We start from the raw sequence: 15,612 nt of genomic DNA on the forward strand, positions 1-15,612 counted from the left end.
TGTATAAGAGACAGGCCGACCACCCCGCCGCCGGGCGGGCTGCCCCGGCACGCGCTGATCGGCTACCTGCACGCCAGCTTCGCCAACGGCTCGGGCTACCTGCGGATGGCCGGCGTGCCGGCCGACTGGGACATCATCAACCTCGCCTTCGGCGAACCCACCTCGGTCACCTCCGGCGACATCCGGTTCCAGCTCTGCCCGGCCAGCGAGTGCCCCGGCGTGGAGACCGAGGCCGAGTTCACCGCGGCGATCCGGGCCAAGCAGCGGCAGGGAAAGAAGGTGCTGCTCTCCATCGGCGGTCAGAACGGCCAGGTGCAGCTCACCACCACCGCGGCCCGGGACGCCTTCGTCCGGTCGGTGTCGGCCATCATCGACCGGTACGGTCTCAACGGGCTGGACATCGACTTCGAGGGGCACTCGCTCTACCTGAACCCCGGCGACACCGACTTCCGCAACCCCACCACGCCGGTGATCGTCAACCTGATCTCCGCGATCCGCACCCTCAAGCAGCGGTACGGAGCCGCCTTCGTGCTCACCATGGCGCCGGAGACGTTCTTCGTCCAGCTCGGCTACCAGTTCTACGGGCCGGGGCCGTGGGGCGGGCAGGACCCGCGGGCCGGGTCGTACCTGCCGGTGATCCACGCGCTGCGCAACGACCTGACCGTGCTGCACGTGCAGGACTACAACTCCGGCCCCATTGTCGGGCTGGACAACCAGTACCACACCATGGGCGGCGCGGACTTCCACATCGCGATGACCGACATGCTGCTGGCCGGGTTCCCGGTCGCCGGCAACCCCAACGCCGTCTTCCCGCCCCTGCGCGAGGACCAGGTGGCCTTCGGCACCCCGTCGTCCACCAGCGCGGGCAACGGCTACGTCGCCCCGGCCGGGGTGCAGGCGGCGGTGACCTGTCTGGTGAAGGGCACCAACTGCGGGTCGTACACCCCGCGCAGCGGCACCAACCCGGGCTTCCGCGGGCTGATGACCTGGTCGATCAACTGGGACCGGTACTACGCCTGGGAGTTCCGGCTGAACCACGGGCCGTTCCTCAGGGCGCTGCCCTGACCAGGCCCGCCGGCCCGCCCGGACCGGCGGGCGGGCCGGCGGGGTCCGGCCCGGTAATTGCCTGGGCGGCTGGCGCCGGCGGCGCGATGATGGCGCCGGACAGCGGGAGGTGGCCGTGCGGACGATCGACGACCAGGTGGCCGGCGTGGACGCCCGGACGGTCGTGCTGGTCGAGGGGGTGAGCGACCGGGTCGCCCTGGAGACTCTCGCGGCGCGTCGGGGCCGGGACCTGGACGCGGAGGGCGTCCGGATCGTATCGATGGGCGGCGCGACGAACGTCGGCCACTTCCTCGACGTGTTCGGCCCGCCCGGCCGCGGGCTGCGGCTGGCTGGCCTCTACGACGCCGCCGAGGAGCGCTGGTTCCGGCGCGGCCTGGAACGCGTCGGCCTCGGTGCCAACCTGTCCCGGGACGAGCTGGCCGCCCTGGGATTCCACGTCTGCGTCGCGGACCTGGAGGACGAGCTGATCCGCGCGGTGGGCGTGGCGGGCGTACGGGAGGTGATCGCCGCCGAGGGCGACCTGCGCGCGTTCCGGATATTCGGGCGGCAGCCCGCCCAGCAGGACCGTCCCGTCGAGGCCCAGCTGCGCCGCTTCCTCGGCACCCAATCCGGCCGCAAGAGCGCGTACGCCCGGGCGCTGGTGCGCGCGCTCGGCCCGGACAAGGCGCCCCGGTCACTCGACGCGGTGCTCGCCCAGGTGTGAGCCGCCGGCGCGCCACTCGGGCGCCAGCACCGACCAGATCTCCAGGTTGATCCGCCCGGTCGGCGACGGGTAGACCTGCCGCAGGGTCCCGTCGTGGCGCATGCCCAGGCGCTTCGCGGTGGCGATGCTGCGGGCGTTGTCGGCGTTGGTGCGCCACTCCACCCGGTGCATGCCCCGCCGGCCCACCGCCCAGTCGATCAGGTGGGTCACGGCCCGGGTGACCAGGCCGCGCCCTTCGGCGGCGGGCTCCAGCCAGCAGCCCACCTCGCAGACGCCCAGGGCGGTGTCGAAGGAGACGAACATAACCCCACCGACGAGTGTGCCGTCGCGCCACAGGCCCCAGATGCCGCCGGCGTCGCGGGCCCAGCGGTCGGCGTACCCCTGTAGGACCGCCCGGGCGGAGGCCAGGTCGGTGGCCACGAAGAACGGCGACACCCAGGGGGTGATGTGCTCCCGGGCCCGGTCCAGGTGGGCCAGGAACTCCTCGGCCCGCCATGGGTCGAGCGTACGCAGCTCGACGTCCTCGGTCAGGGGCAGCGCGAACACGGGACCTCCAGGTGGTGACGGGGCAGGGAGCCGCCTCATCCTGCCGCCCCACCAAAACCGCCGACCCGCGCACCCCGTCCGGCACGGGTGTCTCCGCCCGCAGGGAAAAGGCTTTCACTGCGGTACCGTGACGCTGGCCGGCACGGTGGCGAGCCGTCGACGTACGAGGAGGGGCGGCACATGGCGACCCTGTCCGATGTGGCCCGGCGCGCGGGGGTCTCGCCCGCGACCGCGTCGCGGGTGATCAACGGCAGCAGCAAGCCGGTCACCGACGAGTTGCGCGAGCGGGTACTGCGGGCCGTCGCCGAGCTGCAGTACGTGCCGAACGCCCACGCCCAGTTACTGGCGCGCGCGCACCGCACCGCGGTCGGCGTGATCGTGCACGACGTCTCCGACCCGTACTTCGCCGAGATCACCCGCGGGCTGCAACGGGTCGCCGGCGACCGGGGCCTGCTGCTGACCATCTGCAACAGCTACCGCGACCCGGATCGCGAGCTGGAGTATGTGGAGCTGTTGCGCGGGCAGCAGGTGGCGGCGATCATCCTGGCCGGCTCCGGCTACCACGACGCCACCTTCACCCGCCTGCTCAACGAGAAGCTCGCCGCGTACGAGGCGACCGGCGGGCGGGTCGCGGTGATCGGCCGGCACGAGCACTCCGGCGACGCGGTGATGCCGGACAACCGCACCGGCGGCCGGCTGGTCGGCCGGGAGCTGTGCGAGCTGGGCCACCGGACGATCGGCGTGGTGGCCGGCCCGCAGGTGCTCACCACCACCACCGACCGGCTGGCCGGGCTGCGCGAAGCGCTCGCCGAGCACGGGCGGAGCCTGCCCGGGCACCGGGTGCGGTACGCCGAGTTCGACCGCGACGGTGGCGTCGCCGCGACCGCCGCGCTGCTCGACGCCGAGCCGGAGCTGACCGCCGTGGTGGCGCTGAACGACTCGATGGCGATCGGCGCGCTCGCGCTGCTGCGTTCCCGGTCGGTCGCCGTGCCGCGGGAGGTCTCGGTGATCGGCTTCGACGACATGCCGATCGCCCGGGACGTGACTCCGGCCCTGACCACCGTCCGGCTGCCCCTGGTCGAGATGGGCGCCCGCGCAATGTCGCTGGCGCTGGATCCGGCGGTGCCGCAGCCCCGGACCGAGCTGGTCGCCGCGGAGCTGGTCCGCCGGGACAGCACCGGGCCGGCGCCGCAGCTCATGCCGGTCCGGCCACGGGCGGGCGGACCCGCCGGGCCAACCGCCGCCCGGCCACCACGAGCCAGCGACCCGGATCGGCCATCGCGGCCGACCGCCCGCCCGCCAGCTCCGTGAGATCCACCGCCTCCGCCACCGGCGGCGGTGGTGGGACGGCGATCTGCCCGGCCACCAGGTGCACCGGGGATCCGGCGCCCCGCGCGGCCTCCAGCACGTACCCGACGATCTTGCCCTGGCCGGACTGGCCGTCGAACCGACCCTCACCGGTGATCACCAGGTCGGCGCCGGCGAGCGCCGCGGGCAGGCCGGCGACCTGGGCGATCTCCCGGGCCCCGGCGACCAGGGTGGCGCCCCAGGCGGCGGCGAGCCCGTAGCCGGTGCCGCCGGCCGCGCCGGCACCGGGCTGGTCGGGCGCGCCGCCCAGCACCGCGGCGAGGCGGCGCAGCCCCTCCTCCAGCCGGGCCACGTCCCCGGCGGTGGCGCCCTTTTGCGGCGCGAACTGGTGCGCGGCGCCGTGCGGCCCGAGCAGCGGCGCGGTCACGTCGACCAGGCAGGCCACCCCGCCGGGCGGGGGCGTCGGCAGCCCCGCCAGGTCCACCGAGGCCAGCCGGGGCAGGGCGCCGCCGCCGGGCGGCAGGTTGTGGCCGTCGGCGTCACGCAGGCGTACGCCCAGGGCCCGCAACGCCCCGGTGCCCCCGTCGGTGCTGGCCGATCCGCCGAGGGCGACCAGCAGCCGGCGGGTGCGCGGGTGCGCGGTCGCGGCGGCGAGCAGCTCCCCGGTGCCGTACGTGCCCGCGCCCAGCGCGTCCGGCCGGGCCATCAGCGGCAGGCCGCTGGCCGCGGCGAGCTCGACCACCGCCGTACCGTCGGGTAGCAGCAGCCACGCGGCGCGCACCGGGCGGCCGTCCGGCCCGGTGACCACGGCCTCCTGCCAGTGGGCGTCGGGGTGCGCGGCGGCGAGGACGGCGCAGCTGCCCTCGCCCCCGTCGGCCAGCGGCAGCATCCGGACCTCGTCGTCGGGGCGTTCCCGGCACCAGCCCCGGGCGACCGCGGCCGCGGCGTCCCGGGCGGAAACGGTGCCCTTGAACGAGTCCGGCGCCACGACCACCCGCATCCCGCACCGCCTCCGTCCGCCACCGACGCCGTGCCGGTCGACGCTCGCGTCCGACGCCTCCCCCGCACGGGAAAGCGCTTGCCCGAGTCTAGGGAGTCCATCGTGGAACCGGCAACGTCCGGGCGGGGGTCGAGGGCCGGCCGACCGCGCGGCTCGGGTGCGGGCCGGGGCGCCCGGCTCGGGGACGGTGCGGCGCGGCGGTCACGGGCGGGCCCACGGGGTCACGCGAGGGCCGGGCACGCCGGCTCAGATGATGAAGTGGGTCCAGTAGGCCAGCCAGGTGACGAAGAGGGCGCCCTGCACCAGGGCCAGCACGGCGGTCAGCCACACGTCGGCGGTGGCGTGCCGGGCCCAGCGGGCCAGCACGAGGCCGACCGGGAAAGCGGCCAGCAGGTAGCGCAGCAGGCTCTTGTAGACCGGCGGGCCCATCGACAGCGGCACCAGCACCATCATCAGCCCGTACACCAGGTAGGGCAGGCCAAGGCGGCGGGCGCCGGCGACGAGGACCGCCAGTACCGCGACGGCGATCCACACCCGCAGCGCGTCCCGTGCCGGCGCCCCGGTCAGGCCGTGCCAGAGCACCCCGAGCGGGTTCTGCACGCTGATGCCCCACCCCTGCTCCTGAGCGTGCTTGTAGGCGAACCAGTCCCCGCTCTGCCATCGGCAGAACGCCATGAAGGTGAGCCACCCGGCGGGCACCAGCACCAGCGGCCACCCGGTGCGGACGTACCCCCACAGGGCGCGCGGGCCCAGCCGGTAGCCGTGCTGGCGCAGCAGCACCAGGGCCAGCGGCAGGACGACGAGGAACCCGACCGAGCGGCTCAGCGCCAGGAAGAAACCCACCACGCCCACCACCAGCCAGCGCCGCCGCTCGGCGTAATGGAAGGTGGCCAGCGCGAGGCAGAGGAAGAGCGACTCGGTCAGGGCCGCCTGGAACAGGAAGGCCGCCGGCAGGAGCACCAGGTACCGGACGAACCGGCGGCCCGCGGCGGCGTCGCCGAGCAGCCGCTCCCCCAGCCGGTACCCGTAGTAGAGCAGCAGCACAAACGCCACATTGGCGATCAGCAGCAGCGCCAGCGCCGTGTTGCCACCCAACAACGGCGCCAGCGGCCGGGCCAGGAACGGGTAGAGCAGCGGGAAGCCGAAGTCCCGCCACGGCTCGTCCAGCGGCAGCCGGGCCAGCCGGTCGTAGAGGAACGAGTCCCAGGCGAACCAGAGCGACAGCCACCGGCGCCCGGAGACCGCCCGCTGCTGCTCGCGCATCGTCGTCTCGTCCGGCGGCGGGGCCCAGGGCACCTCGTCAAATGCGCTCAGCGCGAGCAGCCCGACCAGGCTGAGCACGACCTTCGTACCGACGAAGACCGCCAGCAGGAACGGCCACGGGGCCGGCACCCGGCCGACCGCCCGCGCCGCCCGGGCGCGCAGGCCGCGGGCACCGCCGAGCCGGACGCGCAGCCGCGCCGAGCGGCGCCCGGCGACGCCGGCCTGCCCCTTGTCGACCATGCCTCTCCCGGATTCGACCCCCGGCCCCGAACGGTGCCACATCCCCGTTCCGCCGCAGTTGATGCGTCGCCCGCCGACCTGGAGCGCGCACGGGGGTGACATCGCCGCGATGGCGGGTAAGCGGGCCGCCTCCAGGACGGCCAGGAGCAGGGAGCGGCAGGGTATGGGCGACGAGCACGGCACGGTGATCATCGGCGCGGGGCCGGCGGGCCTTACCGCAGCGTACGAGCTGCTCCGGCGGGGTGTCCCGGCGCGGGTTTTCGAGGCCGACGAGGTGGTCGGCGGGATCAGCCGCACCGTCGAACGGGACGGCTGGCGGTTCGACATCGGCGGGCACCGGTTCTTCACGAAGGTGCCCCGGGTGGAGGAGTTCTGGCACGAGATCCTGCCCGACGAGGATTTCCTGCTCCGGCCCCGGATGAGCCGCATCTACTACCGGGGTGCACTCTACGACTATCCCCTCAACGCGGCGAACGCGCTGCGCAACCTGGGCCTCCGCGAGGCGGCGTTGTGCATGGGCTCGTACGCCCGGGCGCGGCTGCGCCCACCGAAGGACCAGTCGCACTTCGAGGGCTGGGTGTCGGCCCGATTCGGCTGGCGGCTCTACTCGATCTTCTTCAAGACGTACACGGAGAAGGTCTGGGGGATGCCGGCCGACCGGTTGCAGGCCGACTGGGCCGCCCAGCGGATCAAGAACCTGTCACTGGCCAAGGCGGTGCGCAACGCGCTGCTGCCCCGACGCAAGCGCACGGACGTGACCAGCCTGATCGAGGAGTTCCAGTACCCGAAACTCGGCCCGGGGATGATGTGGGAGCGCTGCGCCGAGGAGGTCCGGCGGCGCGGTGGCCGGGTGGACACCGGCGCCTGGGTGACCGCGGTGCACCGCGACCCGGAGCGCCACCGGGCGGTCGCGGTCACCGTCAACGGGGCGGGTGGGCAGCGCACCGAACCGGCGGAGCACGTGGTCTCCTCCATGCCGATCTCGGAGCTGGTGGCCGCGCTGCGCCCGGTCGCCCCGCCAGAGGTGCGGGCCGCCGCGACCGACCTGCGGTATCGCGACTTCCTCACCGTCGCGCTGGTGGTGCCGGCCGAGTTCTCGTTCCCGGACAACTGGATCTACGTGCACGACCCGGCGGTCCGGGTCGGCCGGATCCAGAACTTCGGGTCCTGGTCGCCCTACCTGGTCAAGGACGGCCGCACCTGCCTCGGGCTGGAGTACTTCGTCTTCGAGGACGACGAGACCTGGCGCACGCCCGACGCCGACCTGATCGCCGCGGCCACGGCGGAACTGGAGCGGCTCGGGCTGGTCCGGCCGGGTGTCGTCGAGGCCGGGTACGTGGTGCGGATGCCGAAGGCGTACCCGGTCTACGACGAGCGCTACCAGCACAACGTCGAGGTGATCCGGCAGTGGCTGACCCGCGAGGTGCCCAACGTGCACCCGGTCGGCCGCAACGGCATGCACCGCTACAACAACCAGGACCACTCGATGCTGACGGCCATGCTGACCGCCGAGAACATCGCCTGCGGCACCCGCCACGACGTCTGGTCGGTGAATGTGGAGCAGGACTACCACGAGGAGTCGAGGCACGACGGCGACGGCCACCGGGGCACCGGCCGGGACGCGCCGATCATGCCCGCCCGGCCCCTGGGGACCGCGGGGGATGGTCACGGTGGGGGGTCGCCGGCCGAGCAACCGGCACAGCTACGCCTCGGCTGACCGGCCCGCCGGCGGCCGTCCGGCACCCGGAGCCGTTACCGCGCTTCCCGTGGCGCCGCCCGCCGGCGCTGGCGGCCTGCGGCCCGCTGGGCGGAGGCGGCTTCGCCACCGTGCGGTGGGCACGCCTGGACGACGGCCGCGAGGTGGTGCTCAAGGTCGCCCCGCCGCGCACGGTGCCGCTGCTGCGCTACGAGCGGGGCCTCACCGCCGCCGAGGCCCGCTACTTCCGGCTGGTGGCGGCGCACGCGCCGCGGGTGCCCGTGCCGCCCGCGCTGCACCACGGCGTTGACCCGGTGCGCGGCGAGTGGCTGGTCACCGGCCGGTTGCCCGGCCGCTCCCTGACCGAACTGGCGGCGTCCGGAGTGGACGGTGATCGGGCGCGGTACGACCTCGCGGGGCGATGGCCGCCGTGCACCAGGTCACCAGCGACCGCTACGGCTACGACGACGAACGCACCGGCGGGTCGACCTGGGCCGAGGCGTTCGTCGCGATGGTCGAGGATCTGCTCGCCGACACCGCCGAGTGGGGCGTCCGCGTGCCGGCGCAGCGGATCCGAGCCCTGGTGCGGCGCCACCGCCCGGTGCTCGACCAGGTCCGACGCCCCGCCCTGGTGCACTTCGACGGCTGGGACGGCAACGTGCTCGCCGGGCCCGACGACGACGGCCCGCCCCGGTTGTGCGGACTGGTCGACGGAGAGCCCCACCTCTTCCACCGCCGCCCGCGGCGGAAACACGCTTGCCAGCCAGTGGGGTGGCTCCTAGCGTGCTCACCGTGCAGATCCGGCAGTTCACGCAGCCCGACTGGTCCCAGGTGTGGCCGATCATCCACGAGGTGGTCCGGGAGCGGGAGACCTTCCCCTACGAGCCGGCGATGACCGCCGACGAGGCGTACGGCATGTGGGTGGAGCAACCGCCGGGCCGAACGGTGGTCGCGGTGGACGGCGACGTGGTGCTCGGCACCGCGAAAATGGGCACCAACCGTCCCGGGCCCGGCTCGCACGTCGCCACGGCGAGCTTCATGGTGGCCCGGCCCGCGCGGGGCCGGGGCGTGGGCACCGCGCTGTGCCGCCACGCGCTGGACTGGGCCCGCGAGCGGGGGTACGCCGGGATGCAGTTCAACGCGGTGGTGGCGACGAACACCGCCGCGGTCGAGCTGTACCGGCGAGAGGGTTTCGCCGTGGTCGGCACGGTGCCCGGCGCGTTCCGGCACCCCACCCTCGGCCGGGTCGACCTGCACCTGATGTACCAGGAGTTCCCGGGCGGGCGCTGACCTCCACGCCCGGCGGGCCGGCCGGAGCCGGGCCGGCGATCACGCCGGGACGGCGGAGGCGACGCCGGCGGTGGACGCCGAGGCGGGGCGGCGCGCCGGGTCAGCCGCCGGCGCAGCGGTCGGAGAGTGCGTACCGGACCAGCACGACGTCACCGATCTGGCGGACCTCCGCCACCCGGGCGCGACGACCGGGATGCCACGGGAACCGGCCGTCGCCGACGAACCGCGGCGCCCGGCAGTCACCCACGAAGAACGGAGCCACCACCAGGTGCAGCTCGTCGGCCAGCCCGGCCGTGAGGAACAGGTTGTGCACCCGCGCCCCACCCTCCACCATCAGCCGGCGTACCCCCCGGACGGCCAGGTCGCCGAGGGCCCACGCCGGGTCCACCGGGTCACCGCCGTCCACCACGGTGGCCAGACCGGCGAGGCGCTCCCGGGTCTTCTCCACCGCCGTGGAGGCGCAGTAGACGATCCGGTCGGTGTCGCCGGTGGTGAAGAACCGGGCGGCCGGGTCGAGGTCGCCGCAGCAGGTCAGGGTGACCCGGGCCGGCGAGGCGGGCAGCCCGCGGGCGGTACGCGCGGCCCGCCGGTGCGGCGAGCGCACCAGCAGGCGCGGGTCGTCGCGGCGTACGGTGCCGGCGCCGACCAGGATCGCGTCGCAGCCGGCCCGCACCGCGTCGATCCGGTCCAGGTCCGCCGCGTTGGACAGCATCAGCCGCTGCCCGCCGGCGTCGTCCAGATACCCGTCCATCGACGTGGCGCAGCTCAGCAGGACGTACGGCCGCTCAGTCATGGACGAGCGGAAGGTCGAGGAGGTGTTCGCCCCGGCTGGCCTTGGCCGCCAGGTAGCCGGCGTTCGCGGCGGACAGGAACACCCCGGTGGGCACCCGCTCGGTCACGGTCACCCCGAGCCGGCCGAGCTGCTTGGCCTTGTCCGGGTTGTTGCTCAGCAGCGCGATCCGGGGCACGCCCAGCGCGCCCAACATCTGCGCGGCGACGCCGTAGTCCCGCTCGTCGGGCCGGTGGCCCAGCGCCAGGTTCGCCTCGTAGGTGTCCAGGCCGGCGTCCTGCAGCGCGTACGCCTCGAGCTTGGCGTACAGGCCGATGCCGCGCCCCTCCTGGCGCAGGTAGAGCAGGAACCCGCCGCGGTCGGTGATGCGTTCGACCGCCTCGCGCAGCTGCGGGCCGCAGTCGCAGCGCTGGCTGCCGAACACGTCCCCGGTGAGGCACTCGCTGTGCGGGCGCACCAGCGGCGCCGCCTGGCGGGCCGCGTCCCGGTCCCGCGGAGCAGACCGGTCACCGAGGCCGAACGCGAGGTGCTCCCGCCCGTCGGCCAGACCGTCGAAGGTGAACACCCGCGCGGTGGTGGCGTATCCGTCGGGGAACCGCAGCGGCACCGTGACCTGGGTGCGGACCGTGGCGGCGGGCAGTGCAACGGACATCGGACTCCTCGTCAGACGGTGCCGGCGGGCACGCGGACACGACGGACCAGCAGGACGGCGGCGCCGGGAAGACTCGCGACGAGCACCAGAGCGCCGTACACCATCGCGGTGGCCACGCCCTCGCCGGCGCTCAGGCCGGCGGCGCCGAACGCCCACGCGGCCACGCCCTCCCGCGGCCCGAAGCCGGCGACGTTCGCCGGCACCCCCATGGCCAGCAGCGCCAGCAGGGTCAGTGGCACCAGCAGGGACAGCGGTGCGGTGGACCCGGCGGTACGCGCCGCCACCAGGAACGTCGCCACATGACCCACCACCGCCACGGTAGACGCAACGACGACGCCCAGCCAGGTTCTTCCGGCCAGCAGCCCGGCGCGGAGGTCGACGACGGCGGTACGCACCAACCGCGCCCACCGGGACGCCCCGGCGGTCGGCAATGCCCGGGCCAGCAGGACCGCGCCCAGCCCGCCCCCGACCAGCAGCGCGGTTGCCGCCGGCAGGAACGGCCGCACCGGGGACGGGAACGCCGCCAGCACCACCAGCGCGACGGCGGCCAGCACCACCTGGCCGGCGGCCCGTTCCCAGACCACGGCCCGGATGCCGCGGCCGACGTCACCCGTGTCGCGCCCGTGGCGCACCGCGCGGTGCACGTCGCCGAGCACGCCGCCGGGTAGCGTGGCGTTCAGGAACACCGCGCGGTAGCAGTGTGCCACCGCGGTGCGCAGCGGCAGCCGGACGCCGAGCCCACCGGCGACCAGGCTCCACCGCCAGGCGCAGCAGACCGTGGTGAGTACGCCGATGCCCACCGCGGCGGCGAGGGCCCGGCCGTCGATCAGGCGCAGCCCGTCCAGGAACGGGCCGGCGCCCAGCCAGCACAGCAGGGCGGCGAGCACGCCCAGGCCACCCAACGCGCGGGCCCAGGCCCAGAACGTCCCCGCCGGCCGCGTGGTCGCGGCGCCGGTCGCTTCCTCCACCACCCGGGCCCTCCCTCGACGATCTTCCTCCGGTAGGCACGTACGGCGGCGCCCGCGGGTTCACCCGCCGGCGAGCAGATCCCGGTGGTCGACCAGGACACCGAGCCGGCCGGCGGCGGCCTCGGCGCGGCGGCGGCGGGCGTACGCGGCGGCCCGGCCAGCCAGCTCGGGTCGCTGCTCGCAGGCCGCGTCGAGCCAGCCGGCGAGCCACTCGCCGGCCAGCGCGGCCTGGTCGGGGCCGAGCCGCCACGGGCTGGGCCGGACGGCGACGTCCACCCCGTGCCGGGCGAACGCTGCGGCGCAGGCGTCGACGGCGTCCGGCCCGAGCAGGGTGCGGCCGCCGACACCGCGGCGCTGGTGGGCGTTGAAGGCCGCGGCGATCTCCGCGTCCAGCGGATCGGCCGGGGTGAGCACCACCCGGCCGACCACGGAGATGGCGAGCAGCGTCGGGCAGCGCGCCCCGGCACACACCGCGGCCAGCCGCTCCACCTCGTCGGCGGTCAGCATGTCCAGCAGCGCGGAAGCGGTCACCAGCGAGGCGCCGGCGAGGTCGGCGGCGGTCAGCCGGGTCAGGTCGGCCTGCCGGGTCGCCACGGTGACCGGCGTCCCGTCGCCGGCGACCACGTCCGCCATCCCGGCGGCCGCCCGGGCCAGCAGGTCGGCGTCGCGGTCGTACATGATCCAATGCTGTGGCCTGGGCAGGCGCGGGGCCAGCCACCGGCCCATCGAGCCGGTGCCGGTGCCGAGGTCGTGGATGACGAGCGGTCCGGCGCCGGCCAGCCGGTGGCGGACCCGGTCCACGAACTCGGTGCAGCGGGCCGCCGCGTCGGCCGGCTCCCGCAGCGTCAGCCAGGCCGCGAAGTGCGTGGACAGGTCCACCGTCATACCGTCGCTCCTTCCAGGACCGTCGCCGTGGCGGCGATGGTGGCGGTCCAACCGGGCAGCGTGTCCCGGCGGTCGTGGGCGGCGCGGCGCAGCCGTCGACGCAGCGCCGGATCGGCGAGCCAGCCTCGCACCGCGTCGGCCAGGGCCGCCGGGTCGCCCGGCGGCACCAGCAGGCCCGGCCGGGTGCCGTCCGGGGCACGGCCGAGCGCCTCGGGTAGCCCGCCGACCGCCGTCGCCAGCACCGGGATCCCCCGGGCGAGGGCTTCGGTGACGACCATCCCGTACGTCTCGCCGTGCGAGGCCAGCACGAGCAGGTCGGCGGCGGCGTACGCGGCGTCGAGCGCACCGCCGGCACGCGGGCCGACCAGGCGCACCCGGTCGGTCAGCCCGTGCCCAATCACCTCCCGGCGCAGCCGCCCGACGAACTCCGGCGCCCGGGTCAGCGCCCCCACGCAGACGCAGTTCCAGGGCAGGTCGGCGACCGTGGCCAGAGCCCGGACCAGCACGTCGTGCCCCTTGTGCGGGGTGACCGCCGCGACGCAGAGCAGGTTCCCGCCGGCCGGCGACCCGGGCACCGGCGGCGCCGGGTCCACCCCGGGCGGGGCGACGTGCACCCGGTCGGGGGGCAGCGGATACCGGTCGAGCAGCCGCCGGCGGGTCCACCCGCTGGTGGTGACGACGGCGGTGGCGGCGGCCAGGGCGGCACCCTCGTCGTCGTGCTCCAGCGGCAGGTGCACGAGCACGACCGGGCGCAGTCGCCGCGCCCGGGGCGCCAGCACCTCCGGCACGGCCGCGGCGACCAGCCCGTCGAGCAGCACCAGCGCGTCGTCGGGCAGCGCGTCGAGGACCCGGGCGAGGGCGGCCCGGTCGGCCGCGTCCGGGTGGGGCCAGCCACCGGCCACCGGGTGCTCCCGTACCGACCAGCCGGTGGCCGCAAGGCCGTGGCAGATCCGGCGGTCGTAGGTGTTGCCGCCGCTGGGGGTGGCCGGGTCGTCGATGTCGTTGGGGAGCACCACGTGGACGGTGGGCATCTACAGGGACCGTTCGTAGCTGGCCCAGGCGACGTGCGACTCGTGCAGGGTGACGGTGATCCCGGCCATCTCCCGGGCGTTCGCGCCGAGCTCGCCGGCGTGCACCCGCTCAGCGAGCCGGTCGGCGACCGCCCGAGCGAGCACCTCGGTGGTGGTGTTCACTCCGGCGAAGGCCGGGTCGTCGTCGAGGTTGCGGTAGGTGAGTTCGCCGAGGACCGCCTTGAGCTGCTCGGTGGCCCGGCCGATGTCGACCACCACGCCGTCGGCGTCGAGGTCGGCGCGGCGGAAGGTGGCGTCCACGACGAAGGTGGCGCCGTGCAGGCGTTGCGCCGGGCCGAAGACCTCGCCGCGGAAACTGTGGGCGACCATCATGTGGTCGCGGACGGTGACATTGAACACGGTTCACTCCCGGTCGTAGGTGACGAGGTGGCACAGCGCGGCCAGGCGGCCGTCGGCCAGCCGGGCGAGCACGTCGGGCAGGTCGGCGAAGCGGGACTCACCGGTGATCAGCGCGTCGAACGCGGGATCGGCGAGCAGGTCCAGGGCCAGGGCCAGCCGGTCGGTGAAGCTGCGGCTGCCTCGTCGGGCCGGCGCCACCGCGCCCACCTGGCTGCTGCGCACGGTGAGCCGTCCGGAGTGGAACGCCCCGCCCAGCGCGAGCGTGACCGGGCGGTCGCCGTACCAGCTCAGCTCCACGACCGTGCCCTCGGGCGCGAGCAGCTCCAGCGACCGCTGCAGGCCGGCGGCCGTGGCGCTGGCGTGCACCACCAGATCCCGACCACCGGCGGCCCGCTCCGGCGGCGCGAAACCGGCGCCGAGCGCCGCCGCGACGGCGGCCCGGGCGGGATTGGCGTCGACCAGCTCGACCCGTACGCCCGGGAAACGGGCCAGCAGCGCCGCCACGGCGCATCCGACCATCCCACCGCCGACCACGCTGACCCGGTCGCCGACCAGGGGCGCGGCGTCCCAGAGCGCGTTCACCGCGGTCTCCACGGTGCCCGCCAGCACCGCGCGGGCGGCCGGCACCGCCTCCGGTACCGGCACCACGGCGTCGGCCGGCACCACGTACGCGGTCTGGTGCGGGTGCAGGCAGAACACCGTCCGCCCGCGCAGGCGCGCCGGGCCCTCCTCGACGACGCCGACGTTGAGGTAGCCGTACTTGACCGGGGCGGGAAAGTCGCCCTCCTGGAACGGCGCGCGCATCGCGGCGTACTGGCTGGGCGGGACGCCGCCGGTGAAGACCAGTGTCTCGGTGCCCCGGCTGATGCCGGAGTAGCGGCTGCGGACCAGCACCTCGTCCGGACCGGGGGCGGGCAGCGGCGCCGGCCGGATCTCGCCCTCGCCGGGCGCCCGGAGCCAGAAGGCACGGGCCTCGCGCGTCATCCGGCTCCTTCCCACCGCGTCCGGAGCGAACCGAACGGTCGTGTTTCCCGTAGTTCCTGACAGAAGTTGTCGATCATAGACACGGAGGCACGGTGGCCACGGTTCGAACGGGTCCGCTGATCGGGCTGATCGTCCAGATTCTCCTGCTGGCGGCGGTCGCCGGACCGGACGGCCTCGGCCCGGCCGGGTGGCTCACCGGCGCCGGGTACGGGATGGTGGTGTGCCTCGCGCTGAGCCGGGGACTGCACCGCTCGGGTGCGGGCGGACTGGGCCCGGCGGACCGGGTGACCCTGGCCCGGGCCGTGCTGGTCGGCGCGGTGACCGCGCTGGTCGTCGACGCGGCCGGCCGCGCCACGCCGGTCGAGCTGCTGGTCGTCCTCACCGCCGTGGCGCTGGCCCTGGACGCGGTCGACGGGTGGGTGGCCCGGCGCACCGGCACGGTCAGCGCGCTCGGGGCGCGCTTCGACATGGAGGTCGACGCGTTCCTCATCCTGGTGCTCAGCCTGCATGTCGCGCCGCTGGTGGGCGGCTGGGTGTTCGCCATCGGTGCGATGCGGTACGCGTTCGTCGCCGCGGGCTGGGCGCTGCCCTGGCTGCGCCGACCGCTGCCGGCGCGCTACTGGCGCAAGGTCGTGGCGGCGGCGCAGGGCGTCCTGCTGCTGGTCGCGGCGGGGGGCGTGCTGCCCCCACGGTGGGCGGCGGTGGTGGCGGCGGTGGCGCTGGCGCTGCTCGTCGAGTCGTTCGGCCGCGACGTCAGGTGGCTGTGGCGGCACCGGCCGGCCCGCCCTGCCC

17 protein-coding genes are annotated in these 15,612 nt (G+C 75.3%); 6 read left to right on the plus strand and 11 right to left on the minus strand.

Annotated elements, in window-relative coordinates:
• Both C1I99_RS19560 and C1I99_RS19565 read left to right on the plus strand, forming a co-directional pair.
• A partial coding sequence (locus C1I99_RS19560; protein ID WP_111135669.1) for a chitinase occupies positions 1 to 1,065 on the plus strand: 1,065 nt, incomplete at its 5' end.
• Positions 1,066 to 1,180: 115 nt separating this feature from the next.
• A complete protein-coding gene (locus C1I99_RS19565) occupies positions 1,181 to 1,768 on the plus strand; it encodes an ATP-dependent endonuclease (RefSeq protein WP_111135682.1) in 588 nt (195 codons plus the stop codon).
• Here the strand turns inward: C1I99_RS19565 and C1I99_RS19570 are convergent.
• Positions 1,739 to 2,314: a GNAT family N-acetyltransferase gene (locus tag C1I99_RS19570; protein WP_111135670.1), complete on the minus strand. Its 576-nt coding sequence runs from the start codon at positions 2,312 to 2,314 to the stop codon at positions 1,739 to 1,741. The two genes, C1I99_RS19565 and C1I99_RS19570, sit on opposite strands and share 30 nt — an antisense overlap.
• Positions 2,315 to 2,494: 180 nt before the next feature.
• On the opposite strand from C1I99_RS19570, the gene C1I99_RS19575 reads away from it, so the two are divergent.
• Entirely contained in the window at positions 2,495 to 3,625 is a 1,131-nt protein-coding gene (locus C1I99_RS19575; RefSeq protein ID WP_111135671.1) for a LacI family DNA-binding transcriptional regulator, read from the plus strand.
• Here the strand turns inward: C1I99_RS19575 and C1I99_RS19580 are convergent.
• Positions 3,510 to 4,622, minus strand: coding sequence for a glycerate kinase (locus C1I99_RS19580; RefSeq protein ID WP_111135672.1), 1,113 nt, complete (start codon positions 4,620 to 4,622; stop codon positions 3,510 to 3,512). The two genes, C1I99_RS19575 and C1I99_RS19580, sit on opposite strands and share 116 nt — an antisense overlap.
• A 246-nt stretch (positions 4,623 to 4,868) precedes the next feature.
• Positions 4,869 to 6,125 (minus strand): hypothetical protein, encoded by a 1,257-nt coding sequence (locus C1I99_RS19585; protein WP_233512596.1) that lies wholly within the window; start codon positions 6,123 to 6,125, stop codon positions 4,869 to 4,871.
• Between the two features lie 163 nt (positions 6,126 to 6,288).
• Between C1I99_RS19585 and C1I99_RS19590 the strand changes: the two genes are divergently transcribed.
• A complete protein-coding gene (locus C1I99_RS19590) occupies positions 6,289 to 7,842 on the plus strand; it encodes an NAD(P)/FAD-dependent oxidoreductase (protein WP_111135673.1) in 1,554 nt (517 codons plus the stop codon).
• A 220-nt stretch (positions 7,843 to 8,062) separates the two neighbouring features.
• On the opposite strand, the gene C1I99_RS19595 is transcribed toward C1I99_RS19590, so the two are convergent.
• Positions 8,063 to 8,545 (minus strand): hypothetical protein, encoded by a 483-nt coding sequence (locus C1I99_RS19595; protein WP_111135674.1) that lies wholly within the window; start codon positions 8,543 to 8,545, stop codon positions 8,063 to 8,065.
• Positions 8,546 to 8,613: 68 nt separating this feature from the next.
• Between C1I99_RS19595 and C1I99_RS19600 the strand changes: the two genes are divergently transcribed.
• On the plus strand, positions 8,614 to 9,111 hold the full coding sequence (locus C1I99_RS19600; RefSeq protein ID WP_111135684.1) for a GNAT family N-acetyltransferase: 498 nt from the start codon (positions 8,614 to 8,616) through the stop codon (positions 9,109 to 9,111).
• A 100-nt stretch (positions 9,112 to 9,211) separates the two neighbouring features.
• On the opposite strand, the gene C1I99_RS19605 is transcribed toward C1I99_RS19600, so the two are convergent.
• Genes C1I99_RS19605 through C1I99_RS19635 form a run of 7 tightly spaced genes read right to left on the minus strand, consistent with a single transcriptional unit; the run spans position 9,212 to position 14,820 of the window.
• Positions 9,212 to 9,904, minus strand: a complete 693-nt coding sequence (locus tag C1I99_RS19605; RefSeq protein WP_111135675.1) for a RibD family protein — start codon at positions 9,902 to 9,904, stop codon at positions 9,212 to 9,214.
• Positions 9,897 to 10,553, minus strand: a complete 657-nt coding sequence (locus tag C1I99_RS19610; protein WP_111135676.1) for a GTP cyclohydrolase II — start codon at positions 10,551 to 10,553, stop codon at positions 9,897 to 9,899. Before C1I99_RS19610 ends, C1I99_RS19605 begins: the two co-directional genes overlap by 8 nt.
• An 11-nt stretch (positions 10,554 to 10,564) precedes the next feature.
• Positions 10,565 to 11,524: a lysylphosphatidylglycerol synthase transmembrane domain-containing protein gene (locus C1I99_RS19615; protein ID WP_111135677.1), complete on the minus strand. Its 960-nt coding sequence runs from the start codon at positions 11,522 to 11,524 to the stop codon at positions 10,565 to 10,567.
• A 57-nt stretch (positions 11,525 to 11,581) separates the two neighbouring features.
• Complete coding sequence (locus C1I99_RS19620; RefSeq protein WP_111135678.1) at positions 11,582 to 12,406, minus strand: SAM-dependent methyltransferase; 825 nt, start codon at positions 12,404 to 12,406, stop codon at positions 11,582 to 11,584.
• A complete protein-coding gene (locus C1I99_RS19625) occupies positions 12,403 to 13,437 on the minus strand; it encodes a glycosyltransferase family 4 protein (RefSeq protein ID WP_111135679.1) in 1,035 nt (344 codons plus the stop codon). The genes C1I99_RS19620 and C1I99_RS19625 overlap by 4 nt, the downstream gene beginning before the upstream one ends.
• The gene (locus tag C1I99_RS19630) at positions 13,438 to 13,836 is read right to left on the minus strand and encodes a 6-pyruvoyl trahydropterin synthase family protein (protein WP_111135680.1); all 399 of its coding nucleotides are present in this window, start codon (positions 13,834 to 13,836) and stop codon (positions 13,438 to 13,440) included.
• A gap of 3 nt (positions 13,837 to 13,839) precedes the next feature.
• Positions 13,840 to 14,820 carry a zinc-dependent alcohol dehydrogenase gene (locus C1I99_RS19635; RefSeq protein WP_111135681.1) on the minus strand — a complete coding sequence of 327 codons (981 nt, stop codon included), beginning with the start codon at positions 14,818 to 14,820 and terminating at the stop codon, positions 13,840 to 13,842.
• Positions 14,821 to 14,912: 92 nt separating this feature from the next.
• Here C1I99_RS19635 and C1I99_RS19640 point away from each other — a divergent pair.
• Positions 14,913 to 15,612, plus strand: a 700-nt coding sequence (locus C1I99_RS19640) for a CDP-alcohol phosphatidyltransferase family protein (protein WP_199562276.1), incomplete at its 3' end; no start/stop codon positions are given.

Source organism: Micromonospora deserti (assembly GCF_003236335.1).
Classification (GTDB): Bacteria; Actinomycetota; Actinomycetes; order Mycobacteriales; family Micromonosporaceae; genus Micromonospora; species Micromonospora deserti.

Coding starts and splice junctions, on each gene's coding strand:
- C1I99_RS19575 (WP_111135671.1), top strand. CDS start 2,495: ATGGCGACCCTGTCCGATGTGGCCCGGCGCGCGGGGGTCTCGCCCGCG.
- C1I99_RS19580 (WP_111135672.1), bottom strand. CDS start 4,622: ATGCGGGTGGTCGTGGCGCCGGACTCGTTCAAGGGCACCGTTTCCGCC.
- C1I99_RS19585 (WP_233512596.1), bottom strand. CDS start 6,125: ATGGTCGACAAGGGGCAGGCCGGCGTCGCCGGGCGCCGCTCGGCGCGG.
- C1I99_RS19590 (WP_111135673.1), top strand. CDS start 6,289: ATGGGCGACGAGCACGGCACGGTGATCATCGGCGCGGGGCCGGCGGGC.
- C1I99_RS19605 (WP_111135675.1), bottom strand. CDS start 9,904: ATGACTGAGCGGCCGTACGTCCTGCTGAGCTGCGCCACGTCGATGGAC.
- C1I99_RS19610 (WP_111135676.1), bottom strand. CDS start 10,553: ATGTCCGTTGCACTGCCCGCCGCCACGGTCCGCACCCAGGTCACGGTG.
- C1I99_RS19620 (WP_111135678.1), bottom strand. CDS start 12,406: ATGACGGTGGACCTGTCCACGCACTTCGCGGCCTGGCTGACGCTGCGG.
- C1I99_RS19625 (WP_111135679.1), bottom strand. CDS start 13,437: ATGCCCACCGTCCACGTGGTGCTCCCCAACGACATCGACGACCCGGCC.
- C1I99_RS19635 (WP_111135681.1), bottom strand. CDS start 14,820: ATGACGCGCGAGGCCCGTGCCTTCTGGCTCCGGGCGCCCGGCGAGGGC.